The following is a 21,933-nucleotide window of genomic DNA, read 5'->3' as shown; positions in this document are numbered from 1 at the left end:
GCGAGTGACCGGCGGCGCCGCCGCGTCTCGCTGCGTCTCGCCGCGTCTTGCTACGTCTCCTCCGGCCGCCGTGCCACGCCCAGCACGCAGGGCGACGAAGGCGCCCGCAGCCGGCCCTCCGGCACCATCAGCCGCCGGTGGTCGCCGATCTCGAACCCGGCCGCCCCGATCGAGGCGAGCGGATCCCGCGAGGTGTGACAGTTGCCGAACAGCAGCGGCCACACCGTCCGGTCCACGGCCCGCTGGGACGCCACCATCCAGCGCCCCTCGCCCCGCCCGTGCTCGAAGAACCGCAGTTCACCGCCGGGCCGCAGCACCCGCCTCGCCTCCGCGAGGGCCCGCTCCACATTCCGTACGCTGCACAGCACCAGCGAGAACACCACCGCGTCGTACGCCTCGCTCTTGACCGGCAGCGCCTCCGCCGCGCCCGGCACCACGTCCACCGGCACCTCGGCCCGCACCGCCGCGCGCAGCGCCAATTCCCGCAGCGAGCGCTCCGGTTCGATGGCGACCACCTCGGAGACCGCCGCCGGATAGTGGGCGAAGTTCAGCCCGTTGCCCGCACCGATCTCCAGCACCCGCCCACTGAGCCCGTGCAGCAGTTCATCGCGGTGGGCGGCGACTTTGCCGTGCCGGTCCGCCGAGACGCTGAGCCGGGCATAGGCCCGGGCGAACAGCGGGTGGTGCACGGCATCGTGCGGGATTCTGCCCCTGCGCCGAGCCCGCCCCTCGGTACGGCCCCTGCCGTGTCCACTGTCGCTGTCTGACCCCGGTCGTACCGCCATCGCGGTCCTCCTCCGCAGAAGGGACGGATACCGCAAGTGTGCCCGTTGCGGCACACGGTCAGCCAGACGTACACCGCGATCCCACCCGCAACCTCACCCGGAGACGAAGCAGAACTCGTTGCCCTCCGGATCCAGCAGCACCTGGAACGAACCCGGTTCCTGCGTCACGATCCCGCCGGACAGCTTCGCCCCGAGCGCCACCGCCTCCGCGCTGTAGGCGGGAATGTCCGGGGCCACCAGGTCGATGTGCAGCCGGTTCTTGACGGACTTGCCCTCCGGTACGCGCTGGAAGGCGAGCCGGGTGAAGGCGGGAACGTCGATGTACGACCAGTCGGGGCTCCGGTCCACCGGCTCGCCGCCCATCAGGGACGCCCAGAAGCGCACCAGGGCTGCCGGGTCGGCGCAGTCGAAAACAATCTCGTCAATTTTTGCTCGCATACCGGCCACCCTACGGATCACCCGGCGCGCGCGGCGAAGACCACGAAATACCTGTTGATCATCCGACGCTCGCGGCGAACACCCCGGCGTCCCAGCTCCCGCCCAGCTCCGGCGCCAGCCACCCCCGTGCCCGCTCCCGGAACCGTACGGAGTCCAGCCCGCCGGCCCCCTCCGGCACCGCGCCCAGCAGCGGCGCTCCCGCCATGTCCGCCAGCTCAACGACGTTGCACCGCTCGGCCAGCCCCGGTGCGTCCGGCCAGCAGCCGATCACCACCCCCTGTGTGGTCAGCCCCCGCGCCCGCAGTGCCTCCCCGGTCAGCTGCACCGAGTTGAGCGTGCCGAGCGCGGGCGCGGCCACCACCAGCACGGGCGCGTCCAGCAACCGCGCCGCGTCCGCCAGGGTCCCGCCCGCGGAGTCCAGCCGTACGAGCAGGCCCCCCGCACCCTCCACGAGCACCAGGTCGTACTCGGTGGCCAGCTTCGCCGCCGCATCCGCCACGTCCTTGGGCGTCACCGGTGTCATCCCCGCCCGGCGTGCTGCCGTCGCCGGCGCCAACGGCTCGGGGAAACGGGCGAGTTCAACGGCCGCCACCCCGTCCCCGGCCAGCCGCACCGCGGCCTGTGCGTCCCCCTCCTCGCCGGGCCCGACCCCCGTCTGCGCGGGCTTGAGCACCACGACGCTCCTGCCTCGGGCCCGGGCGAGGGCGGCGATCGAGGCGGTGACGACGGTCTTGCCGATCTCGGTGTTGGTGCCGCTGATGACGAGGACAGACATGGGGGTTCCTTCTCCGAGGGGCCGGCTCCGAGGGGTGCCAGTGGGGAAGCGCCGGAAAGCGCGGGGACAGTGACGCGACATACGGGAAGGCGCTAGGCGGCCGCCGCCGCCGTGACCGCCCGGCAGATCCGGGCCAGATCCGCGTCCCCGGTGACATACGGCGGCATCGTGTAGATCAGGTCCCGGAACGGCCGCAACCAGACCCCCTCCCGCACCGCCGCCTCCGTGGCGACGGCCATGTCCACCGGCTTCTCCAGCTGTACGACGCCGATGCCGCCCAGTACCCGTACCTCCCGGACGCCCGGCACCTCGGCGGCCTCCGCGAGGCCGTTCCGCAGCCCCGTCTCCAGCCGCTTCACCTCCTGCTGCCAGTCCTGGCCGAGCAGCAGATCGATCGAGGCGCAGGCGACCGCGGCCGCCAGCGGATTGCCCATGAAGGTGGGCCCGTGGGCCAGCACCGGCACGTCGCCCTGCGAGATGCCGTCCGCCACCCGTGCCGTGCACAAGGTCGCCGCCATCGTGAGATATCCGCCGGTCAGCGCCTTGCCCAGGCACATCACATCGGGTGAGACGGACGCCTGGTCCGCCGCGAAGAGCGTCCCCGTCCGGCCGAAACCGGTGGCGATCTCATCGAGTACCAGCAGCACCTCGTGCGCGTCGCAGGCCTCCCGCAGCACCCGCAGGTACGCCGGGTCGTGGAACCGCATCCCGCCCGCGCCCTGCACCACCGGCTCGACGATCACCGCCGCCAGCTCATGTGCGTGCGCGCCGATCAGGTCGCGCAACCGCGTCGCGTAGTTCTCGTCGTACGCCGCGGGCGGGGCGTCCGCGAACAGCTGGCGCGGCAGCGCCCCCTGCCACAGCTCGTGCATTCCGCCCTCGGGGTCGCACACCGACATCGGCTGCCAGGTGTCCCCGTGATAGCCGCCCCGCCAGGTCATCAGCCGTTGCTTGGCCGGGCGGCCGACGGACCGCCAGTACTGGAGGCACATCTTCACCGCGACCTCGACCGACACCGACCCCGAGTCGGCGAGGAAGACGTGCCGCAGCGGCTCCGGGGTGATCTCCACCAGGCGGGCGGCCAGCCGTACGGCGGGCTCATGGGTGAGCCCGCCGAACATCACATGGCTCATCCGCGACAGCTGGTCCTGCGCCGCCTCGTTGAGCACGGGGTGGTTGTAGCCGTGCACCGCCGACCACCACGACGACATGCCGTCGATCAACTCGGACTGCCCGTGAGCCGGTTGCGCCAGCCGCAGCCGTACTCCGGAGGCCGACTCCACGATCAGCGGTTCGGCGCGTCCCGGCATCGGGCCGTACGGGTGCCAGACGTGCTCCCGGTCCAGGCGGAGCAACTCGGCGGAGGAGAGGGGCAGATCAGGCATTGGGAGCCAGGTCCGTGCCCGCGCCCCGGCGGCGTACCGACACAAGATCCGTGCGAGCACCGGAAATTGACGGCGCGTCATCCTCGGCGGGCGACTCGCAGGGGGTCGCGTCGCTCCCGCACACGGAGCCGCAGGCGCCGCCGCTCCGGTGCTCGGGCAGCGTGCTTGTGCCGGTGCCCTCCACCTCGAAACCGGCGTCCGCGATCATGTCCAGGTCGGCCTGCCCGGCCTGGCCCTCACTGGTCAAGTAGTCGCCCAGGAAGATGGAGTTGACCAGGTGCAGGGCCAGCGGCTGCATCGTCCGCAAGTGCACCTCGCGGCCGCCCGCGAGACGTACCTCCACGTCCGGGCAGACGAACCGCACCATCGCCAGGATGCGCAGCGCCCGCTGCGGGGTCAGGTTCCACTCCTTGGCGAGCGGCGTCCCCTCGAACGGGATGAGGAAGTTGACCGGCACCGAGTCCGGGTCCAGCTCGCGCAGCGAGAAGACGACGTCGACCAGGTCCGCGTCCGACTCGCCCATGCCGGCGATCAGACCGGAGCACGCCGACAGGCCCGCCGCCTGCGCCTGCTGGACGGTCTCCACCCGGTCCGCATAGGTGTGGGTGGAGGTGATCGCCCCGTACGTCGCCTCCGAGGTGTTCAGGTTGTGGTTGTACGCGTCGGCGCCCGCGGCCCGCAGCCGCTCCGCCTGGCCGTCCGACAACAGACCGAGGCACGCGCAGACCTCGACGCCCTCATTGCCTTCCTTGATCGCCTCGATGGTCCTGGAGACCCGGTCCACGTCCTTGTCGGTCGGCCCGCGCCCGCTCGCCACCAGGCAGACCCGCTTCGCGCCGCCCGCGACCCCGGCCGCCGCCGCCTTCGACGCCTCGTCCGCCTTCAGCCAGGTGTACTTGAGGATCTCGGCCTTGGAACCGAGCCGCTGCGAGCAGTACGAGCAGTCCTCGGGGCACAGCCCCGACTTGAGGTTGACCAGGTAGTTCAGCTTCACCCGCCGCCCGAACCACTGACGGCGCACCTTGCCCGCAGCGGCCACCACATCGAGCAGCTCGTCGTCGGAGGTCGCCAGTACGGCGAGCGCTTCTTCGCGGGTCGGCAGCTCGCGCCGCAGCCCCTTCTCCACCAGTGTGTTCAGCAGGTCCATGGGCATGATCCTGGCTCATGCCCCCGCCCCTGGCCAAGGAGGATCCGGACAAGAGCGCGGGTTCGAGGTGTGGGTATTGCCACACCCTGACGGGGGTGCAGTCCGGCTAGTGTCTGTGGGCTGCCTACAAAGGGATCACCCATGGACGTACGTATCGGCCCCTTCGGCTGGATCGAGGAGGAGGCTGCCCGGCGGGCCGGAGCGGGCCTCGTCCGCACACTGCGTCCCCGCTCCGCCGACAGCCCCCTCCTGGACCTCGCGAGCAACGACTACCTCGGTCTCACCCGCCACCTTGAGGTCACCGACGCCGCCGCCGCGGCCGCCCGGCGCTGGGGTGCGGGCGCCACCGGCTCCCGGCTCGTCACCGGCACCACCGAGCTGCACACCGAACTGGAGCGGGAGCTGGCCGAGTTCACCGGCTTCGAGGCGGCCCTGGTGCTTTCCTCCGGTTACGCCGCCAACCTGGCCGCACTCACCGCGCTGACCGCCCGCGGCTCGCTGATCGCCTCCGACGCGGGAAACCACGCCTCCCTGGTCGACGGCTGCCGGCTCTCCCGCGCCGAGACCGCGGTGGTGCCGCACGCCGACCCCGCCGCCGTACGCAAGGCCCTGGACGGGCACCGGGGGCGGGCACTCCTGGTCACCGATTCGGTCTTCTCGGTGGACGGTGACGCGGCCCCGCTTCTCGAACACGCGGCGGTGGTGAGGGAGTTCGGTGCCGCCCTGCTCGTCGACGACGCCCACGGCCTCGGCGTACTCGGTGACGGCGGACGTGGCGCCCTGCACGCCGTCGGCCTCGCGGGCGCCCCGGACGTCGTCGCCACCGTCACCCTGTCCAAGTCCCTGGGCAGCCAGGGCGGTGCGGTGCTCGGCCCGGCAGCCGTCATCGCGCACCTGGTCAACGCCGCCCGGACCTTCATCTTCGACACCGGGCTCGCCCCGGCCGCCGCGGGAGCCGCCCTCGCGAGCCTGCGGCTGCTGCGCCGCGAACCGGAGCGCGCCGCGCGCGCCCGCCACGTATCGGCCTCCCTGCACCGGAAGCTGACCGCGGCCGGCCTTGCCGCCGTATGCCCGGACGCGGCCGTGGTGTCGGTGCGCGCCCCGTCCGCCGAAGCGGCCGTGCGATGGGCGGCCGACTGCCGGGGCGAGGGACTCGCGGTCGGATGTTTCCGGCCGCCGTCCGTGCCCGACGGCATCTCCCGGCTGCGGCTGACGGCCAGGGCCGACCTCACCGCCGCACAGATCGAGGGTGCGGTGGACGCCATCGTCCGTACCGCACCCCCGTGCTGATGCCGCGCCGGTTCAGCCCCGGCCGGTCATAACGAGTCCTGGCGGACCGCGTCGACGAAGCGCGACCACGCGTCGGCCGAGAAGAGCAGGGCGGCACCGGCCGCCCGCTTGGAGTCACGGACCGCGGTCCGGTCGGGGCGGAGTACTGCCGTCTCGACGCAGTTGTTCATACCCGTACTCCGACTGCTGCGGCGCCACGCTGCGCCCGGCAGAAGAAGACTGGAACGTACGACTCGGAGGTGGGGGGACATGGAGCCTCCCGTTGCGTCGTCACCGATATGGGGTTGTGGGGCACTGTGCCGTTGCGGACCACGGACCCGGCGGGGGTGAGCGGTGTTCTAGCGGATGCCGGCGATCACATCCAGCGAATCCTTGTGCGGCAGGGCCTGGGCCTGGATCCGCTGGAATGCGGCGGTGTATTCCGTGAGGTCTTCTTTCCGTTCCAGATAGAGGCTACTCGCCAAGTGGTCGATAACAACCACATCCAGATCGGCAATGTTCGGAAAGGAGAAGATAACGAAAGCACCGGTGAGACCCGCGTGCGCTCCCGCCCCCAAAGGCAACACCTGCAACCGAATATGCGGCAAATCGGCCATCTCCAGCAGATGGCGCAGCTGCTCCTTCATCACCCGCTCGCCTCCCACCGCCCTGCGCAGTACCGCCTCGTCCAGCACCACGCTGAGGGCGAGCGGAGAATCGGCTCGCAGTACCTCCTGCCGGGCCAGACGCACTTCCACCAGGGTGTCCAGCTTCTGCTCCGACAGCGCCGGCAGCATCACCCGGGTCACCGCCCTGGCGTACTCGGGCGTCTGCAACAGCCCGGGCATCACGGTGGTTTCGAGAGTGCGGGCCGCGCACGCCTGGGACTCCAGGCTGATGAAGTCCCGGTACTGGGGCGGCAACAGGCCCCGGTAGGCGTGCCACCACCTGCTCCCCGACTCACCGCAGTTCTCGGCCAACGCCTCAAGCAACTGGCGGAGTTGCGGCTCGCGAACGCCGTAAACCTCCAGCAGCAGTGCCACGTCCTGGGGCCTGGCGCCACTGCGCCCCGTCTCGATCCGGCTCACCTTCGACTGGTGCCAGCCGACGAGGCGCGCGGCCTCCGGGCTGGTGAGCCCTGCCCTGTCGCGCAACCTGCGCAGTTCTTCCCCGAGTTTGCGTCGGCGTACCGCGGGACCGTGCCGCATTCCCGACTCCTTTCGGCGATGCATGGCCTCCCCGCCGGGGTCAGTCTGCCGGTCAAATCCGGTCTCGCGTAGCAGAGTTCACTACTTTGAGTGGCAGATATATGTATGTCTGGGAGGAACGCCTACGACGACGGCACCATGAGTGACACTCTGGCGCGGAACACGGGCGGAAGAGAAGAGCACCGGGGCCGCCCCCGCACGGATCCGCGCAGGATTCCGAGTCCAGCCCCGGTGGGAAAGGGACAGCGTCGCCATGGCAGACCACCAGGAAGTATCCGTCACCCTGCCGAGTGATCCCGCCTCGGTGCCCACAGCCAGGAAGTACGTCGCCGGAGTGCTGGCCGAATGGGGACTTCCGAAGGAATCCGAAACGACCGACATCATCCGGCTGATTGTCTCGGAACTCGCCACCAATGCCGTCCAGCACACTTTCGGCCAGTCGCCCAACTTCACCGTGGACGTCCAGCTGGAGCGGGACGAGCAGTTGCGCATCGGCGTCACCGACAGCCACCCACGCTGGCCCCAACGCCTGCCCGCCGCAGTTCAGCAGGACAACGGCCGGGGCATGGTGATCATCCGTTCGCTTACCGCGGAGTGCGGCGGGCGGCTGTCGGTCACCCCCACCGAGGAGGGTGGCAAAACGGTCTGGATCGCCCTGCCGTGGCACGTACCCGTACAGAGATAGCGGCGGGACGGAGAGGGGCGGGCTACCGCACCCTGCCGTACCAGACGCTCTTCGACCAGATCCGCTCCAGTCGCACCACCGTGTTGCGCTTCGGCGAGTGCCAGATCTTGCCCGCGCCGGCGTAGATGCCGACGTGGTAGACGCCGCGGCCCCTGTGGAAGAACACCAGGTCCCCGCGCTGCCGCTGGGAGGCGGAGATGTGCCGGGTCTTGTTGTACTGCGCCTGCGCCGAGCGCGGCAGGCTCTTGCCGGCCCGCTTGTACGAGTAGAGAGTCAGCCCCGAGCAGTCGAAACGGTAGGGGCCGACGGCTCCGTACTTGTAAGGGGCGCCCCGCTTGGAGGCGGCGATCTGCAACGCCTTCGTCGCGTGGGTCGCCGCCTGGGCCTCGTTGGCGGCGCCCGGTACCAGCATGCTGCCGCCGACCACGGCGAGAGTGAGGGCCGATGCGGTCGAAGCCCTGGCGATCAGCGACGGGACCTGTGTGCCTGTGTGCGCAGTCATGCGCAACCCTTCGTCGACCAGACGCCCCCGCGGGCGTCAGGTGCGACGTCCGCAGGGGCCGCCCCGCCACGACGGCGGGGGCTTGTCGTCCCACGGATCTTGACCCGGCGGACGTCTGGTTTCCGAGCGGAAAGGGGGGTTTGTGAGGCTCCTCACCACTGGCCCGTTCGGGTGGACAAGGCGGGATCCGATCATGTGCGTCGCCACCCGACGATGCCCGCACCAGCGGCGAAGCGGATGATTCCGCTTGTGCTCCGGCTGTCCTGCGCAACTCGATCAGTACGAACCGCGCAGACGCGAATGGGCCGAATGGGGGAGGCGCTCCGGTACTCGCGCACGCCCGTCCAGCCCCGACCGGTTCCCGGCTGTCAACTCGCCTGCGCCGGTGGCACGGTGAGCCGCGCCGCCCGCCGCTCCCCGTCCAGGAGCCGCAGGGCGCTCGTCAGCGTCACCGGGTGGATGCCGCTCTCGCCCCGGTCGTGCATCAGGGTGAGTGCCTCGCGCAGTGCTGTGGCCCGGCCGACCAGGGCCTGGGCCGCCCGCAGCGCGCCGTAGGTGTCGGTCGTGCGGGCCGGGTTGATCCGGCCCAGCAGGTCGACCACCTCCAAGTAGCTGTCCAGGAAGTCGCATTCGGCCCGGGTCAGCGCGGGCAACGGCGGCAGCTCCGGCAGCATCCGGCCGTTCACCGCACGGTGGGGGAGGTAATGGCCCGGCGGCTCTCGACGATGCGGTCCACCACTCCGTAGGCCAGGGCCGCCGGGGCGTCGAGCACCTTGGTGCGGTCGAAGTCCGCCTCGACCTCCTCGGTGGACTTCCCGGTGTGCCGGGCCAGCATCCCGGCGGTCATCGCGCGCAGCCGCAGCAACTCCTTCGCGTGAATTTCCAGGTCGGACGGCTGGCCCTGCTGGGGCTCGTCCAGCGAGGGCTGACTGAGGGTGACCCGGGCGCCGGGCAGCGCGAGCCGCTTGCCGGGGGTGCCGGCCGCCAGCAGTACGGCGGCGCTGTCCATCGCCTGGCCGAGACAGATGGTCTCCACGTCGCAGGTGACGAATTGGAGGGTGTCGTAGATCGCCGTCATCGCGGTGTACGAGCCGCCGGGGGAGTTGATGTAGAGCGAGATGTCCTGGTCGGGGGCGTCGTGCTCCAGGTACATGAACTGGGCGGCGATATCGCTCGCGGCGGCGTCGTCGACCGGGGTGCCGAGGAAGACGATCCGCTCGCCCAGCATCTTCGAGTAGGGGTCGAGGGTGCGGGTCCCGGTGCTGGTGCGCTCGGTGAAGCTGGGCAGGACGTAACGGGCGGACGGCTGGATCATGGCGCGCTCCCTTGGGCAGCACAGGCGTGGGTGCTGCCGTCTCTGTAAAAAATGTACAGGACGTACTTTCAGTACGATGGGGAGCATGACCTACGAGATTCCGGTGACGCAAGCCCGAGCAGAGCTCGCGGACCTGATCAATCGCGTCGTGTACGGCGGCGAGCGGGTCGTCGTGACACGTCACGGGAAGCCGCTGATCGCCCTTGTTTCCGCCGCTGACCTGGAGCGACTGGAGAACGAGCAGGAGGTCGCCGAGGAGCAGGTGATCAGTTCCGTCTCGTCGTTCGGCTCGGCGGCGTCCGCTGCGGGCGAACGCGGCCGGTTCGGGATCGCGGCCGAACACCGGGGCCAGGAACGCCGTTGATCATGAGCTGGCAAAGCGTCAGTTAACGCGTTGGAAAAACTAGGGCTCTAACGTGCAATTCCTGGCCGGGTGGCCCGGATTGGCGTCTCAACAGAGTGTTGAAGTCGGATATGGTCCCGCTGCGCCGAGGCGGGTGCCATGTACATCTTCTGGTCGCCCCTGCCCCGTTCATGCGCAGGTGTTTGACAACCAGGAGGTGGGAAGCGTGCAGCTGACCCCGCACGAGCAGGAGCGACTGCTCATCCACGTGGCCGCGGACGTGGCCGAGAAGCGCAGGGCGCGAGGGGTGAGGCTCAATCATCCCGAGGCGGTCGCGCTGATCACCTCCCACATCCTCGAAGGCGCCCGCGACGGCAACACCGTCGCCCAGCTGATGTCCTCCGGACGCAAGGTGCTGCACCGCGACGAGGTCATGGACGGCATCCCCGAGATGATCCACGACGTCCAGGTCGAGGCCACCTTCCCGGACGGCACCAAGCTCGTCACCGTGCACGAGCCGATCCAGTGACCCCCGCACCGAAGCCGGTGATTCCCGGCGAGATCCTCTTCGCCGACGTGCCGGTCCTGATCAACGTGGGCCGCCCGGTCACCCGTCTCACCGTTCTCAACGCCGCCGACCGGCCCGTCCAGGTCGGCTCCCACTACCACTTCGCCGAGGCCAACCCCGGTCTCGACTTCGACCGCGCCGCCGCCCGCGGTCTGCGGCTGAACATCGCCGCGGGTACCGCCGTGCGCTTCGAGCCCGGCATCCCCGTCGACGTCGAACTCGTTCCCGTCGCGGGCCGGCGTGTGATCGCCGGACTGCGCGGGGAGACCGGAGGTGCCCTCGATGCCTGAGTCCGTACGCCCCGACGCAGCGCGCACGTCCGCGCACCCCGGGATCTCCCGGGCGGTTTACGCCGATCTGTTCGGCCCCACCACGGGCGACCGTATACGGCTCGCGGACACCGACCTGCTGGTGGAGATCGAGGAGGACCGATCCGGCGGGCCCGGACTCGCCGGCGACGAGGCCGTGTTCGGCGGCGGGAAGGTCATCCGCGAGTCGATGGGCCAGGCCCGCACGACCCGGGCCGAAGGCGCGCCCGACACCGTCATCACGGGTGTGGTGATCCTCGACCACTGGGGCGTCGTCAAGGCCGACGTCGGCATCAGGGACGGCCGGATCACCGGGATCGGCAAGGCGGGGAACCCGGACACCATGGACGGGGTCCACCCCGATCTGGTGATCGGCCCCGAGACCGAGATCATCGCGGGCAACGGCCGGATCGTCACCGCCGGCGCTATCGACGCCCATGTCCACTTCATCTCGCCGACCGTCGTCGACCAGGCCCTCTCCTCCGGCATCACCACCCTCGTCGGCGGCGGCACCGGGCCCGCCGAGGGCTCCAAGGCGACCACGGTGACGCCCGGCAGCTGGCACCTCGCCCGGATGTTCGCGGCGCTGGAGCACTACCCGGTGAACATCGGGCTGCTCGGCAAGGGCAACACCATGTCCCGGGACGCCATGCACGCGCAGTTGCGGGGCGGCGCGCTCGGCTTCAAGATCCACGAGGACTGGGGGGCGACCCCCGCGGTCATCGACGCCTGCCTCAGCGTCTGTGAGGAGACGGGCGCCCAACTGGCCATCCACACCGACACGTTGAACGAGGCCGGGTTCGTCGGTGACACCCTCGCCGCCATCGCGGGCCGCACCATTCACGCGTACCACACCGAGGGGGCGGGAGGCGGGCACGCGCCCGACATCATCACCGTCGTCTCCGAACCGTACGTCCTGCCCAGCTCGACCAATCCGACCCGGCCGCACACCGTCAACACCCTCGACGAACACCTCGACATGCTGATGGTCTGCCACCACCTCAACCCGGCGGTGCCGGAGGACCTCGCCTTCGCCGAGTCCCGTATCCGCCCGTCCACCATCGCGGCCGAGGACATCCTTCACGACCTCGGCGCGATCTCGATCATCTCCTCCGACTCGCAGGCCATGGGGCGGGTCGGCGAGGTGATCCTGCGGACCTGGCAGACCGCCCATGTGATGAAGAAGCGGCGCGGCGCGCTGCCCGGCGACGGGCGTGCGGACAACCACAGGGCACGTCGCTATGTCGCCAAGTACACGATCAACCCGGCAGTCGCCCAGGGCCTCGACCGCGAGATCGGCTCCGTGGAGAGCGGAAAGCTGGCCGACCTGGTGCTGTGGGAGCCCGCCTTCTTCGGGGTGAAGCCGTTGATGGTGATCAAGGGCGGGCAGATCGCGTACGCGCAGATGGGCGACGCCAACGCGTCGATCCCGACCCCGCAGCCGGTGCTGCCGCGCCCGATGTTCGGGGCGATCGGCCGGGCTCCGGCCGCGAACTCCTTCAACTTCGTGGCCGAGGCGGCCATCGAGGACGGCCTCGCGGAACGCCTGGGCCTGGGCAAGCAGTTCGTGCCGATCACCAGCACCCGGGGCGTGACCAAGGCCGACATGCGGGAGAACGACGCGATGCCGAGGGTCGAGGTGGACGCCGACACCTTCACGGTGACCATCGACGGCGATGCGGTGGACCCGGCACCGGCGGCCGAACTGCCCATGGCCCAGCGCTACTTCCTCTTCTGAGAGTGGGGGAGATGGATCTGTTTTCCGAGGCAGGGGCCGAGACCGTGGGGGCCGGGGCCGACCGTGCCGCGGACGCCGCGTCGCCCTCCGGTCCCGCGCCGGTACGTCCGGGGGTCGGCAGACCGTTGCCCAGTGGGCCCGGGTCCGGGCGGCCGAGAGGCACCGGCGGCCTGTCGGCGGCCCCCGGGCGGCCGACAGGCCCGGAGCCGGGGCCCTCCTACCGCTCCGCCGGTGCGCGGGCCGCGCTGCTCGTACTGGCCGACGGGCGCTTCCCCGCCGGGGGGCACGCGCACTCCGGCGGGGCCGAGGCGGCGGTCAAGGCCGGGCGCATCCGGGACCACCGGGACCTCGCGGAGTTCTGCCGGGGGCGGCTGCACACCAGCGGGCTCACCTCCGCCTCACTGGCCGCAGCGGCCGCCCACGGTCTCGACCCCCTCGCACTCGACGAGGCCGCCGACGCCCGCACCCCCTCGCCCGCCCTGCGGGCCACCGCCCGCAAGCTCGGCCGACAGATGATGCGGGCCGCCCGCGCCACCTGGCCGTCCACCGCGCTCGACTCCCTCGCCGCAGCCAGGCCGCGCGGGGCGCACCAGCCCGTGGTGCTCGGCCTCGCCGCGCGCTCGGCCGGGCTCGGGCCGGAGGATGCCGCGCACTGTGCGGCGTACGAGAGCGTCAGCGGGGCGGCGACCGCGGTGGTACGGCTGCTGAGCCTGGACCCGTTCGAGGCGACCGCGGTTCTCGCGCGGCTCGCACCGGAGATGGACCGGGTCGCGCGGCGGGCGGCCGAAGCGGCCCTGCGGGGCGACATCGACGACCTGCCCGCCGCGTCCGCACCCCTGCTCGACATCACGGCTCAGGCGCACGCGGCGTGGCCGGTACGGCTGTTCGCCTCGTAGCCCCGCACACACCACCCCGCACACACGCGCGCCCCCGCACACACCCGCCACGCGCACACCTAGCACCCAGCCCCCCCCGCACCCACCGAGGAGCCGCACCATGCACCTTGACCACGACCACTCCGCCGCCTCCGCCGTCAGCGCCGACGCGGCCCGTCCCGACGGCACCCGGCGCGCCCTGCGCATCGGCCTCGGCGGGCCGGTCGGCTCCGGCAAGACCGCTACCGTCGCCGCCCTCTGCCGGGAACTGCGCGACACCTTCTCGATCGCCGTCGTCACCAATGACATCTACACCCGCGAGGACGCCGAGTTCCTGCTGCGCAGCGCCGTACTGCCGCCCGAGCGGATCCAGGCGGTGGAGACCGGCGCCTGCCCGCACACCGCCATCCGCGACGACATCTCCGCCAACCTCGAAGCGGTGGAGGACCTGGAGGACGCGGTCGGGCCGCTCGATCTGATCCTGGTCGAGTCCGGCGGCGACAACCTCACCGCCACCTTCTCCAGGGGGCTGGTCGACGCCCAGGTCTTCGTCATCGATGTGGCGGGCGGCGACGACATCCCGCGCAAGGGCGGCCCCGGCGTCACCACCGCCGACCTCCTCGTGATCAACAAGACCGACCTCGCCCCGCACGTCGGCTCCGACCTGGAGCGGATGGCCCGCGACGCGAAGGAGCAACGGGCCGAACTCCCGGTCATCTTCCAGTCCTTGACGACGGGTCAGGGCGTTGGACCGGTCGCGGACTGGCTCCGTGCCCAGCTGGCCGCCTGGCGCGCGGCGTGAGCATCCGCGCCACCGCCAGGATGGTCGCCGCCCCCGGCGGCCGGCTGCCGGTGCTGGAGAGCGACGGGCCGCTGGCCCTGCGGCGTACCAGAAGTGTGGACGGCGGACCCGACGCCAGCAGGGTCACCGTCGTCGGCGCGATGAGCGCACCGCTCGGCGGCGACCGCCTTGCCATCGAGGCGGAGGTCCTCGACGGTGCCGCGCTGACCGTCGACGCGTCCGGCGCCACCGTCGCGCTGCCCAGTCGGATCCCCGAACGCGCGCAGTACGAAGTACGCCTGACGGTTGGTCAGCACGCCGAGCTGAACTGGCTGCCGGAACAGCTCATCTCCTGCCACGGCAGTGATCTGCGCATGCGCACCCGCGTCGAACTCGCTCCCACCGCCCGTCTGGTGCTCCGCGAGGAGCAGGTTCTCGGCAGGCACGGCGAGTCCACCGGCACCCTCCTCACCCGGCTCACCGTCCGCCGCGCCGGCCGCCCGCTGTTCGACCAGGAACTGTTCTACGGCCCCGGCGCACCCGGCGGCTGGGACGGCCCCGCCGTACTCGGCGGCCATCGTGCGGTCGGTCAACTCCTGGTGGTGGACGGAAAGTTGGCGGACACGGCGCCGCGGCCCCGCCTGCTCGGCGAGACCGCGGTGCTGACTCCCCTCGCCGGGCCCGGACTGCTCGTCACGGCTGTCGCGCCGGACGCCCGGGAGCTGCGCAGGGTGCTGGACGAAGCGCTGGCCGCAGTGCGGGGCCAGGTGGCCGCCCGGGTCGCATGAGCTGCGGCCCGGCGGGACGCGTCGACGGTGGTTCCGGCCCTCCCCGGCGGGTCAGCCACCCACGTACCAGGTGAAGCCACCGGAGGAGGCGGCCACCGCGATCAGGATGCCGAAGATCACCAGGTCGGCTATGCCCAGGCCGATCGCTGCCTTCGACATGCCCGAGCCGCCGGTCTGCTTGTAGGCGATGATGCCGAAGATGATCGCCAGCGGGCCCAGAATGATGTTGAAGAAAATCAGGCCGATGATGCCGCAGACGAGGCCCGCGATCGCCAGACCGTTCGTGCCCGACGCGCTGCGTCCACGGGTACCGCTGGTGCCGATGCCGGTCATCTGAACTCCCGTTGTGTGAAGGGGTGTTGGAGTTTTCCGGATAACCCGTGATGGCAGGTTCATGCATGGCAGTTACTTCCGGTACCGCTGACCGGGACACCTTGTACCGGTTATTGGTTCGGTAAAGAAACACCAGTACGGTCTGTTCCCGGTGGCCCACCTGGCGAAAGGATGCGCCGGACGCCCATCGAGGGCGCGGGTCAACTCACAGGGGGAGGTACCACTTGCGACGCACCGCAGTGCTCGGCTCGGCCGGCACCCTGCTCGCGGGCACGCTCATAGCAGGTGCGATGGCAGCACCCGCAGCGACGGCCGACGACGCGCAGGGTCAGCGAAACGCCAGCAGCCGCCATCAGAGCGGCGGCGCAGAGGCGTACGGCGTGAAGGTGGCCGCGCAGAAGGCGGCTCGCACCGGCATCTCCTGGAAGGACTGCCCGGCGGACTGGGGCCTGGAGAAGCCCATCAAGTGCGGTTATGTCACCGTGCCGCTGGACTACAGCAAGCCGTACGGCAAGCAGATCACCCTCGCCGTCGACAGAATCGGCAACACCGGCTCCCCGCAGGACCGGCAGGGCTCCCTGGTCTACAACCCGGGCGGCCCCGGCGGCTCGGGACTGAAGTTCCCGCGCCGGGTGGTCACCAAGAACCAGATCTGGGCGGGCGCCGCCAAGGCGTACGACCTGGTCGGCTTCGACCCGCGGGGAGTCGGCAGGTCGACGCCGATCTCCTGTGTCGACCCGCAGGAGTTCGTCAAGGCCCCGAAGCTCGACCCGGTGCCCGACAGCGAGGCCGACAAGCAGGCGCAGCGCAAGCTGGCCGCCGAGTACGCGGCGGGCTGCAAGGAGCGCAGCGGCTGGATGCTGCCGCACATGACGACCCCCAACACCGCACGCGACCTGGACGTCATCCGGGCCGCACTCGGTGACCGCAAGCTCAACTACGTGGGCGTCTCGTACGGCACCTACCTGGGTGCCGTCTACAGCGAGCTCTTCCCGACGCATGTGCGCCGGATGGTGCTCGACAGCGTCGTCAACCCGTCCACGAAGAAGATCTGGTACGAGGTCAACCTCGACCAGGACATCGCCTTCGAGGGCCGTTGGAAGGACTGGATGAAGTGGGTCGCCGCGAACGACGCGACCTATCACATCGGCAACACCGTCGAGAAGGTCCAGAAGCAGTGGGAGAAGCTGCGCGCCTCGGCCAAGAAGAGCCCCGTCGGCGGCGTCGTCGGCCCGGCCGAGCTGATCGTCTTCTTCCAGAGCGCTCCGTACTACGACTCCAGCTGGGCGCCCGTCGCCTCGATCTGGAGCAAGTACCTCGCGGGTGACACCGCGGCTCTCGTGGAGGCCGCCGGTCCCGATATGGCCAACACCGCGGGCAACATCGCCTCGGAGAACGGCAACGCCGTCTACACGGCGGTGGAGTGCGCGGACGCCAAGTGGCCGACCAGCTGGAACAAGTGGAACCGGGACAACTCCAAGCTCCACGAGAAGTACCCGTTCCTCACCTGGTCCAACGCCTGGATGAACCTGCCTTGCGCCACCTGGGGCGTCAAGCAGCAGCACGCCCTGGACATCAAGCCCGGCAAGGGGCTGCCGCCGGTCCTGATCGCCCAGTCCACCCGCGACGCGGCCACCCCGTACGCGGGCGCCGTGGAGCTGCACAAGCGGCTCAAGGGCTCGCGCCTGATCACCGAGCGCGACGCCGGTTCGCACGGCATCACCAACCTGGGCAACCCGTGCCTCGACAGCCGGGTCCAGTCCTACCTGGTGAGCGGCAAGCTCGACAGCCGTGACGTGACGTGCGCGCCGCACGCCGCGCCGAAGCCGTAACCACGGCGCAGTGAACGAAGGGGCGGCCGGTGCTCTCCCACCGGCCGCCCCTTCCTGCTGCCGAAGCCCTGGCGTCCGAGGCCTTGGCGTCCGAGGCCCTGCCGCCCGAGGCCCCTGCGCCCGAAGCCCTACGCGCCGCGCGCCGCCAGCCAGGCGTCCTCGGCCGCGTAGTCGAAAATGTCCCCCCGCGCCGCCATCTTCGGGAACGCCTCCTCCCAGCCGCTCTCCTTCAACTGCCCCACCAGCCACTCCACCGTCGCCGGCAGCGACTCCTCGTACCCGACCACCGGCCGGTACCCCAACTCCCGTTCCGCAGCGCCCATGTCGCACACCACGGGATGCCCCGCGCTCCACGGAGTCTCGCCGACCTTGCTCTTCGGCGGCGGCCCCTCCAGCGTGACCAGCTCGCTCCCGGCGCCCATCGTCCGGTCGATCGCCGCACCGATCTCCGCGACCGTCGGCGCTTCGGGGTCGGCCCCGTTGAGCACCCGGTCACCGGGCTTCGCCGCCGCCAGCCGGATGAGCTCCGCGAGATTCTCGACGTGCACGGGGTGGAAACGGCTCTCGCCGCCGTACGCGAGGACGCGCACCGGCCGCCCGTCCAGCACCCGCTTCACGAAGTACAGCTCGCGCGGGGTGCGGCAGCCGGGACCGTGCACGGCCCCCGCCCGCAGCAGCGTCGTCGGCAGGTCCTCCGCGCCCAGCAGTGCCTGCTCGATCGCGACCTTCCTGGTGCCGTACGTCTCGTCCCCGGCGGCCACCGTCACCTGGGTCTCCGGCATCGGCACAGGGAAGCGCGGGAAGCCGTCCGGGCGCTCCTGGGTGTCGAAGCTGCGGCCCTCGTCATCGGCGTACACCGCGACACTGGAGATCACCACGGCCGAGCCGATCCGGTCGCTCAGCGCCGTCAGCTGCCGGGCGTGCGCCTCGGTGAAGGCGACGATGTCGACCAGTACGTCCACCCCGTCGCCGACCGCCGCCGCGAGGGAGGCGTCGTCCTCCCGGTCCACCCGTACCCCGTGGACCTCCTCGGGCCAGCTCGCGTCCCGGCCGCCGCCGCGCGAGCCCGCCCGTACCTCCCAGCCGTCGGCGGCCAGCGCACGCACCGCCGCCCGGCCGATCTGTCCCGTCGCCCCGATGACCAGGGCGCTGCCCCTGGACGTTCCGCCTCCGCCTGTCTGCGTCATACCGAGCACGCTACGGGCGGACGGTCGCCCCATCGGCGTTCTTTCGCCGAGAGCGATTCCGCCCTCAGCGTCGCAGCCTGGGGAACTTCCTTCCCTGTGCGGCCTGTTCGGCCTTCACCTCGGCGGCGTACCGGTCGACGTACTCCTGCCCGGACAGCCCGAGGATCGCGTACATGATCTCGTCGGTGACGGCCCGGAGCGCGGCCTTCTCGTTCTCCATCCCGGCGAACCGGGAGAAGTCCAGCGGCTCCCCGAAGCGGATGGTCACCCGCTTGATCTTCGGGATCTTCCGTCCCGGCGGCTGGATCTCGAACGTCCCCACCATCGCGCACGGCACCACCGGCACCCCGGCGGTTATCGCCATCACCGCGACCCCGACCTTCCCCTTGTACAGCCGGCCGTCGTGCGAGCGGGTGCCCTCCGGATAGATGCCGAGCAACTCGTCCTTGCCCAGCACCCCGAGCCCCTCCCGCACGGCCGCCTTCCCGGCCTCCTTCCCCGACCGGTCCACCGGGATCTGCCCGGCACTGCGGAAGAACGCGGCCGTCAGCCGCCCCTTCACCCCGGGTCCCGTGAAGTACTCGGCCTTCGCCAGGAAGGTGATCCGCCGCTTCAGCACGGCGGGCATCAGGAAATGGTCGGAGAAGGAGAGGTGATTGCCCGCGACGATGGCGGCGCCGTCAGCGGGGACGTACGACAGGCCCTCGATCCTGGGGCGGAACAAGATTCTCAACAACGGTCCGATGAATACGTACTTGAGCACGTAGTAGAACACCCGGCTGCTCCCTAGGGGACGGACTGCCTTGTGGGCTGCCTTTCTGCTGGTCAGGGCTTGATTCGGGGCCGCTCAGTGTATGCGCGGGCCTTGACCCGTGTAACTACCCCGGACCGTATTGATGATGACTCGGCACCGATACCCCGATGAGCTCGCGCTCACTTGGGCACCTGCGGGTGCGCCGCGGCTCCCTACGCGATCCGGAGCCAGGAACTCACCTCGTGCAGCCAGGAGTTGAGGAGGTCCCCGTCCCCTTCGGCCTCGATCTCCGGCGACTGGGGCGTCAACCGCCCGTACATCAGCAGCAGCAGGTCCGCCGCCGTGCCGCTCACCGTGACCGTGGCCTGCTCACCGGGGACGGCCGGGCGCCGGTCCGGCAGGGCACCGCCGAGATCCACGACCCACCCCGCGTCTCTTTCGACGGTACGCAGGCGGAGCGAGCGGCCGGGGCCCAGCAGGGCGTGCAGAGCCCCGGGGAAGTCGAAGACCTGCGGCAGGACGCTGAACTCCGTCCACTCGTCCAGCCCGCCGCGGGCCACCGCCGGGTCCAGGACGTACGGGACGCCGAGCGCCGCCGCCACGTCGTAGCGGTGGACGGCCGTCTCGTACGTCATCCTGCGCGCCCAGAAGCGGGCGGTGCCGCCGGGCGCCACCGTCCACACCGGGGCGTCCGGCCCCGCCTCCCGCAGGGCCGCCCCGAGCGCCTCGGCCCCCTGCCCCAGCCAGTCGGCGAGCGCGGATCCGGACAGCGCGGTGTGGGCGTCCGGGTCGTTGATGTCCTCCTCGACGGGACCGGTGGCCCGGCTCCTCACGATCTCCTCGACCCAGCGGTGCGCGCTGCCCACGTGGCGCACCAGCCTGGCCACGTCCCAGCCGGGGCACGCGGCCACCGGGGCCGTGAGGTCCGCGCCGTCGAGGTGGGCCCTCAGCAGTGTGCTCTGGGTGACGATTTCGGCGGTGTGGTCCACGGGTGCGGTCGTCATGCGGCCCACGGTAGGGGAGCGGGCGGCCGGGGGGCGGCCGGGCAGGCTCAGGCCAGGCCGGTGAGGGAGCCCATCAGGACCAGGACGGCGCACACGGAGAAGTTGACGACCTTGTGCTCCATGAAGATCGCGGCGAACTCCCGGATGATCGCGCTCGGCCAGAAGTAGCGCGCCGTGGGGGAGCCGACGACCTGCCCGTGGACATGGGTCCTGCGGGCCACCAGGGCGGCGCGGAAGGCATGGAAGTTGTTGGTGACGACCACACAGCGGTAGCCGGGGTCCCGCTCGCGCATCAGGGCGCCGCTGAAGGTGAGGTTCTCCTCGGTGGTGCGCGACTCGCCCTCGATCAGGATCCGGTCCGCCGCGACGCCCTTGTCGATCAGGTACTCGGCCATGGCCTGCCCCTCGGGGCGGTCCTCGTCCGGACCCTGCCCGCCGGAGGTGACGAACAGCGGTTCCCGGCCCGCGGCGACCTGGGCGCCGTACACCTTGAGGCCCTTGTCCAGCCTGCTCGCCAGCAGCGGCGGCACCTTGTTGCGGATCAGCCCGGAGCCCAGGACCACCACGAAGTCGACATCGCGCCGGGGGCGGAGCCAGCCGTACAGCAGCGAGTACAGCAGGAAGCAGGTGAAGAGGAAGGAGATGTACCCGACGACCAGTGTCGCCACCACGGTCACCGTGCCCAGCGCCCGCCAGCCCGTGGAGAGGGTCGTCAGCAGCATCGCCGCGAGACCGAAGATGCCCAGGCCTGCCAGCAGGGACAGCAGATTGGCCGGGCTGCGGCCCTCCCTGCGCACCATCGTCAGCCCGTTCCTGACCAGGAACACCGCCAGGGTGAACGCGGACAGCAGCGCCAGCAGCAGGAGGAAGAGCGCGAGGGCCGCCGCCAGCCGGTGATGTGTCTGGCTCGCCTTGATCATCACCCCTATCAGGGCGAAGAAGAGCGCGAAGACCAGATAGATGCCGTTACGGAAGCGTCGGCGGTCGCGCAACATGCTGACGACGAGGGCCAGGAGGAAGACTCCGGCCGGCGCAAAAACGATCATGTGGGTACGTTACGTCACTCCGGATGGCCCCCCAACCGCCTCCGGGTGAAGGCCAAGTGGGGCAATCGGGCGCCCCGGACGGGCGAGCCGCACAGCCCGCACGGCGTGGCCGGTTGCGGGGCCGGGGCGAGGCGGGTGCGCTGGCCTCTTCCCCTGCCAGACCCTTGTCTCCCCGGAGGTCCCATGCGCATCCGCACCGCCGCCCTCGCGGTCACCGCCCTGCTCGCCCTCGCCCCCGCGGCCACCGCGGTCGCCGACGGCCACCCCGACCCCGGGCACAGTCTGCTGCTCACGGTCTCGGGCGCCGAGCACACCTGGATCCGGGGCGTCAACCTGAACTGCTCGCCGGAGGCGGGCGGCGGCCACCCCGAGGCACTGGCCGCCTGCAACGACCTGACCTGGGCGCGCGGCGACTTCGACGCGCTGCGGAGTGAGCCGCGGACCTGCACCAAGCAGTACGACCCGGTGACCGCGACGGCGGACGGCACCTGGCACGGACGTACCGTCCACTGGAAGAAGACCTTCGGCAACGCGTGCATGCTCGACGCGGCGACCGGGGACGTCTTCCGCTTCTGACCCGTGGGCGGCACGGCGCGTGGCCGCCCCGCGCCGCAGGCCCTCAGCGCCCGCGCGTCGTCGTCGCCGCCGTTCCCACCGTCGCCAGCAACAGCACCACCCAGCCGAACCACAGCCAGCCGTTGCTGCCCATCGCCGCCGTGTACGCCGTGACGACCACCAGCGTTCCGACGGTCAGTGCCCCCATCGATTTCGGTGAACCGGGCATCGGCGCCGCCTCCTTCGAGTGGAGGACATCGTCACCCGGCGGGGGCGGCCACCGCTAGCGTGCGGCCGGTTCCGCATCCAGGT

Annotated in this window: 27 protein-coding genes; 11 read left to right on the top strand and 16 right to left on the bottom strand. The window is 71.0% G+C overall.

Annotated elements, in window-relative coordinates; translation table 11 throughout:
* Positions 1 to 50: 50 nt before the first annotated feature.
* From ACIA73_RS18845 to bioB, 5 genes are all read right to left on the bottom strand, one after another.
* A complete protein-coding gene (locus tag ACIA73_RS18845; RefSeq protein WP_399439677.1) occupies positions 51 to 689 on the bottom strand; it encodes a class I SAM-dependent methyltransferase in 639 nt (212 codons plus the stop codon).
* Between the two features lie 189 nt (positions 690 to 878).
* On the bottom strand, positions 879 to 1,223 hold the full coding sequence (locus tag ACIA73_RS18840) for a VOC family protein (RefSeq protein ID WP_399439676.1): 345 nt from the start codon (positions 1,221 to 1,223) through the stop codon (positions 879 to 881).
* A 58-nt stretch (positions 1,224 to 1,281) separates the two neighbouring features.
* A complete protein-coding gene (gene bioD, locus ACIA73_RS18835) occupies positions 1,282 to 1,998 on the bottom strand; it encodes a dethiobiotin synthase (RefSeq protein ID WP_399439675.1) in 717 nt (238 codons plus the stop codon).
* A 92-nt stretch (positions 1,999 to 2,090) separates the two neighbouring features.
* Complete coding sequence (locus ACIA73_RS18830; protein ID WP_399439674.1) at positions 2,091 to 3,383, bottom strand: adenosylmethionine--8-amino-7-oxononanoate transaminase; 1,293 nt, start codon at positions 3,381 to 3,383, stop codon at positions 2,091 to 2,093.
* A complete protein-coding gene (bioB, locus tag ACIA73_RS18825) occupies positions 3,376 to 4,530 on the bottom strand; it encodes a biotin synthase BioB (protein ID WP_399439673.1) in 1,155 nt (384 codons plus the stop codon). The genes ACIA73_RS18830 and bioB overlap by 8 nt, the downstream gene beginning before the upstream one ends.
* 141 nt (positions 4,531 to 4,671) lie before the next feature.
* Here bioB and ACIA73_RS18820 point away from each other — a divergent pair, with 141 nt between their 5' ends.
* The gene (locus ACIA73_RS18820; RefSeq protein WP_399439672.1) at positions 4,672 to 5,820 is read left to right on the top strand and encodes an 8-amino-7-oxononanoate synthase; all 1,149 of its coding nucleotides are present in this window, start codon (positions 4,672 to 4,674) and stop codon (positions 5,818 to 5,820) included.
* 26 nt (positions 5,821 to 5,846) lie between these two features.
* Here ACIA73_RS18820 and ACIA73_RS18815 read toward each other — a convergent pair whose 3' ends face one another.
* Positions 5,847 to 6,071 carry a DUF397 domain-containing protein gene (locus tag ACIA73_RS18815; protein ID WP_399439671.1) on the bottom strand — a complete coding sequence of 75 codons (225 nt, stop codon included), beginning with the start codon at positions 6,069 to 6,071 and terminating at the stop codon, positions 5,847 to 5,849.
* An 87-nt stretch (positions 6,072 to 6,158) separates the two neighbouring features.
* Positions 6,159 to 7,007, bottom strand: coding sequence for a helix-turn-helix domain-containing protein (locus ACIA73_RS18810; RefSeq protein WP_399439670.1), 849 nt, complete (start codon positions 7,005 to 7,007; stop codon positions 6,159 to 6,161).
* A 253-nt stretch (positions 7,008 to 7,260) separates the two neighbouring features.
* Between ACIA73_RS18810 and ACIA73_RS18805 the strand changes: the two genes are divergently transcribed.
* Complete coding sequence (locus tag ACIA73_RS18805) at positions 7,261 to 7,692, top strand: ATP-binding protein (protein WP_399439669.1); 432 nt, start codon at positions 7,261 to 7,263, stop codon at positions 7,690 to 7,692.
* Between the two features lie 22 nt (positions 7,693 to 7,714).
* On the opposite strand, the gene ACIA73_RS18800 is transcribed toward ACIA73_RS18805, so the two are convergent.
* The 3 genes from ACIA73_RS18800 to ACIA73_RS18790 all read right to left on the bottom strand — a co-directional run bounded on the left by ACIA73_RS18800 (position 7,715) and on the right by ACIA73_RS18790 (position 9,509).
* Entirely contained in the window at positions 7,715 to 8,194 is a 480-nt protein-coding gene (locus ACIA73_RS18800) for a C40 family peptidase (RefSeq protein WP_399439668.1), read from the bottom strand.
* A 368-nt stretch (positions 8,195 to 8,562) separates the two neighbouring features.
* Positions 8,563 to 8,868, bottom strand: coding sequence for a hypothetical protein (locus tag ACIA73_RS18795; RefSeq protein ID WP_399439802.1), 306 nt, complete (start codon positions 8,866 to 8,868; stop codon positions 8,563 to 8,565).
* Positions 8,869 to 8,876: 8 nt separating this feature from the next.
* Positions 8,877 to 9,509, bottom strand: a complete 633-nt coding sequence (locus tag ACIA73_RS18790) for an ATP-dependent Clp protease proteolytic subunit (RefSeq protein WP_399439667.1) — start codon at positions 9,507 to 9,509, stop codon at positions 8,877 to 8,879.
* A gap of 85 nt (positions 9,510 to 9,594) precedes the next feature.
* Between ACIA73_RS18790 and ACIA73_RS18785 the strand changes: the two genes are divergently transcribed.
* The 7 genes from ACIA73_RS18785 to ACIA73_RS18755 all read left to right on the top strand — a co-directional run bounded on the left by ACIA73_RS18785 (position 9,595) and on the right by ACIA73_RS18755 (position 14,910).
* Entirely contained in the window at positions 9,595 to 9,873 is a 279-nt protein-coding gene (locus ACIA73_RS18785) for a type II toxin-antitoxin system Phd/YefM family antitoxin (RefSeq protein WP_399439666.1), read from the top strand.
* Positions 9,874 to 10,078: 205 nt separating this feature from the next.
* Positions 10,079 to 10,381 (top strand): urease subunit gamma, encoded by a 303-nt coding sequence (locus ACIA73_RS18780; protein WP_399439664.1) that lies wholly within the window; start codon positions 10,079 to 10,081, stop codon positions 10,379 to 10,381.
* Between the two features lie 17 nt (positions 10,382 to 10,398).
* On the top strand, positions 10,399 to 10,710 hold the full coding sequence (locus tag ACIA73_RS18775) for an urease subunit beta (RefSeq protein ID WP_399439801.1): 312 nt from the start codon (positions 10,399 to 10,401) through the stop codon (positions 10,708 to 10,710).
* Positions 10,703 to 12,466 (top strand): urease subunit alpha, encoded by a 1,764-nt coding sequence (locus ACIA73_RS18770; RefSeq protein WP_399439663.1) that lies wholly within the window; start codon positions 10,703 to 10,705, stop codon positions 12,464 to 12,466. The genes ACIA73_RS18775 and ACIA73_RS18770 overlap by 8 nt, the downstream gene beginning before the upstream one ends.
* A gap of 245 nt (positions 12,467 to 12,711) precedes the next feature.
* Positions 12,712 to 13,362: an urease accessory protein UreF gene (locus ACIA73_RS18765; protein ID WP_399439800.1), complete on the top strand. Its 651-nt coding sequence runs from the start codon at positions 12,712 to 12,714 to the stop codon at positions 13,360 to 13,362.
* Positions 13,363 to 13,462: 100 nt separating this feature from the next.
* Positions 13,463 to 14,143 carry an urease accessory protein UreG gene (ureG, locus tag ACIA73_RS18760; protein WP_399439662.1) on the top strand — a complete coding sequence of 227 codons (681 nt, stop codon included), beginning with the start codon at positions 13,463 to 13,465 and terminating at the stop codon, positions 14,141 to 14,143.
* Positions 14,140 to 14,910: an urease accessory protein UreD gene (locus ACIA73_RS18755; RefSeq protein ID WP_399439660.1), complete on the top strand. Its 771-nt coding sequence runs from the start codon at positions 14,140 to 14,142 to the stop codon at positions 14,908 to 14,910. The genes ureG and ACIA73_RS18755 overlap by 4 nt, the downstream gene beginning before the upstream one ends.
* Before the next feature lie 51 nt (positions 14,911 to 14,961).
* Here the strand turns inward: ACIA73_RS18755 and ACIA73_RS18750 are convergent, their stop codons facing one another.
* Positions 14,962 to 15,243, bottom strand: coding sequence for a DUF4190 domain-containing protein (locus ACIA73_RS18750; protein ID WP_399439659.1), 282 nt, complete (start codon positions 15,241 to 15,243; stop codon positions 14,962 to 14,964).
* 224 nt (positions 15,244 to 15,467) lie between these two features.
* Here ACIA73_RS18750 and ACIA73_RS18745 point away from each other — a divergent pair, with 224 nt between their 5' ends.
* Positions 15,468 to 17,075, top strand: coding sequence for an alpha/beta hydrolase (locus tag ACIA73_RS18745; protein WP_399439658.1), 1,608 nt, complete (start codon positions 15,468 to 15,470; stop codon positions 17,073 to 17,075).
* 128 nt (positions 17,076 to 17,203) lie between these two features.
* Here the strand turns inward: ACIA73_RS18745 and ACIA73_RS18740 are convergent, their stop codons facing one another.
* From ACIA73_RS18740 to ACIA73_RS18725, 4 genes are all read right to left on the bottom strand, one after another.
* The gene (locus ACIA73_RS18740) at positions 17,204 to 18,262 is read right to left on the bottom strand and encodes an NAD-dependent epimerase/dehydratase family protein (protein WP_399439657.1); all 1,059 of its coding nucleotides are present in this window, start codon (positions 18,260 to 18,262) and stop codon (positions 17,204 to 17,206) included.
* Between the two features lie 64 nt (positions 18,263 to 18,326).
* A complete protein-coding gene (locus ACIA73_RS18735) occupies positions 18,327 to 19,037 on the bottom strand; it encodes a lysophospholipid acyltransferase family protein (RefSeq protein ID WP_399439656.1) in 711 nt (236 codons plus the stop codon).
* Positions 19,038 to 19,228: 191 nt separating this feature from the next.
* On the bottom strand, positions 19,229 to 20,020 hold the full coding sequence (locus ACIA73_RS18730) for a maleylpyruvate isomerase family mycothiol-dependent enzyme (RefSeq protein ID WP_399439655.1): 792 nt from the start codon (positions 20,018 to 20,020) through the stop codon (positions 19,229 to 19,231).
* 47 nt (positions 20,021 to 20,067) lie between these two features.
* Positions 20,068 to 21,066, bottom strand: a complete 999-nt coding sequence (locus ACIA73_RS18725) for a YdcF family protein (RefSeq protein WP_399439654.1) — start codon at positions 21,064 to 21,066, stop codon at positions 20,068 to 20,070.
* 183 nt (positions 21,067 to 21,249) lie between these two features.
* Here ACIA73_RS18725 and ACIA73_RS18720 point away from each other — a divergent pair, with 183 nt between their 5' ends.
* On the top strand, positions 21,250 to 21,642 hold the full coding sequence (locus ACIA73_RS18720) for an SSI family serine proteinase inhibitor (RefSeq protein ID WP_399439653.1): 393 nt from the start codon (positions 21,250 to 21,252) through the stop codon (positions 21,640 to 21,642).
* 43 nt (positions 21,643 to 21,685) lie between these two features.
* On the opposite strand, the gene ACIA73_RS18715 is transcribed toward ACIA73_RS18720, so the two are convergent.
* Positions 21,686 to 21,850, bottom strand: a complete 165-nt coding sequence (locus ACIA73_RS18715) for a hypothetical protein (protein WP_399439652.1) — start codon at positions 21,848 to 21,850, stop codon at positions 21,686 to 21,688.
* Positions 21,851 to 21,933 lie beyond the last annotated feature (83 nt).

The organism is Streptomyces sp. NPDC051561 (assembly GCF_044454195.1).
Classification (GTDB): Bacteria; Actinomycetota; Actinomycetes; order Streptomycetales; family Streptomycetaceae; genus Streptomyces.
The sequence above is the reverse complement of the archived record's forward strand: the minus strand, read 5'-3'. Positions and strand labels throughout refer to the sequence as shown.

Bases quoted from the DNA above. Each gene is read 5' to 3' on its own strand.
- ACIA73_RS18840 (WP_399439676.1), bottom strand. From the start codon at position 1,223: ATGCGAGCAAAAATTGACGAGATTGTTTTCGACTGCGCCGACCCGGCA.
- bioD (WP_399439675.1), bottom strand. From the start codon at position 1,998: ATGTCTGTCCTCGTCATCAGCGGCACCAACACCGAGATCGGCAAGACC.
- ACIA73_RS18830 (WP_399439674.1), bottom strand. From the start codon at position 3,383: ATGCCTGATCTGCCCCTCTCCTCCGCCGAGTTGCTCCGCCTGGACCGG.
- bioB (WP_399439673.1), bottom strand. From the start codon at position 4,530: ATGGACCTGCTGAACACACTGGTGGAGAAGGGGCTGCGGCGCGAGCTG.
- ACIA73_RS18820 (WP_399439672.1), top strand. From the start codon at position 4,672: ATGGACGTACGTATCGGCCCCTTCGGCTGGATCGAGGAGGAGGCTGCC.
- ACIA73_RS18815 (WP_399439671.1), bottom strand. From the start codon at position 6,071: ATGTCCCCCCACCTCCGAGTCGTACGTTCCAGTCTTCTTCTGCCGGGC.
- ACIA73_RS18810 (WP_399439670.1), bottom strand. From the start codon at position 7,007: ATGCGGCACGGTCCCGCGGTACGCCGACGCAAACTCGGGGAAGAACTG.
- ACIA73_RS18805 (WP_399439669.1), top strand. From the start codon at position 7,261: ATGGCAGACCACCAGGAAGTATCCGTCACCCTGCCGAGTGATCCCGCC.
- ACIA73_RS18800 (WP_399439668.1), bottom strand. From the start codon at position 8,194: ATGACTGCGCACACAGGCACACAGGTCCCGTCGCTGATCGCCAGGGCT.
- ACIA73_RS18795 (WP_399439802.1), bottom strand. From the start codon at position 8,868: ATGCTGCCGGAGCTGCCGCCGTTGCCCGCGCTGACCCGGGCCGAATGC.
- ACIA73_RS18790 (WP_399439667.1), bottom strand. From the start codon at position 9,509: ATGATCCAGCCGTCCGCCCGTTACGTCCTGCCCAGCTTCACCGAGCGC.
- ACIA73_RS18785 (WP_399439666.1), top strand. From the start codon at position 9,595: ATGACCTACGAGATTCCGGTGACGCAAGCCCGAGCAGAGCTCGCGGAC.
- ACIA73_RS18770 (WP_399439663.1), top strand. From the start codon at position 10,703: ATGCCTGAGTCCGTACGCCCCGACGCAGCGCGCACGTCCGCGCACCCC.
- ureG (WP_399439662.1), top strand. From the start codon at position 13,463: ATGCACCTTGACCACGACCACTCCGCCGCCTCCGCCGTCAGCGCCGAC.
- ACIA73_RS18750 (WP_399439659.1), bottom strand. From the start codon at position 15,243: ATGACCGGCATCGGCACCAGCGGTACCCGTGGACGCAGCGCGTCGGGC.
- ACIA73_RS18740 (WP_399439657.1), bottom strand. From the start codon at position 18,262: ATGACGCAGACAGGCGGAGGCGGAACGTCCAGGGGCAGCGCCCTGGTC.
- ACIA73_RS18730 (WP_399439655.1), bottom strand. From the start codon at position 20,020: ATGACGACCGCACCCGTGGACCACACCGCCGAAATCGTCACCCAGAGC.
- ACIA73_RS18725 (WP_399439654.1), bottom strand. From the start codon at position 21,066: ATGATCGTTTTTGCGCCGGCCGGAGTCTTCCTCCTGGCCCTCGTCGTC.
- ACIA73_RS18720 (WP_399439653.1), top strand. From the start codon at position 21,250: ATGCGCATCCGCACCGCCGCCCTCGCGGTCACCGCCCTGCTCGCCCTC.
- ACIA73_RS18715 (WP_399439652.1), bottom strand. From the start codon at position 21,850: ATGCCCGGTTCACCGAAATCGATGGGGGCACTGACCGTCGGAACGCTG.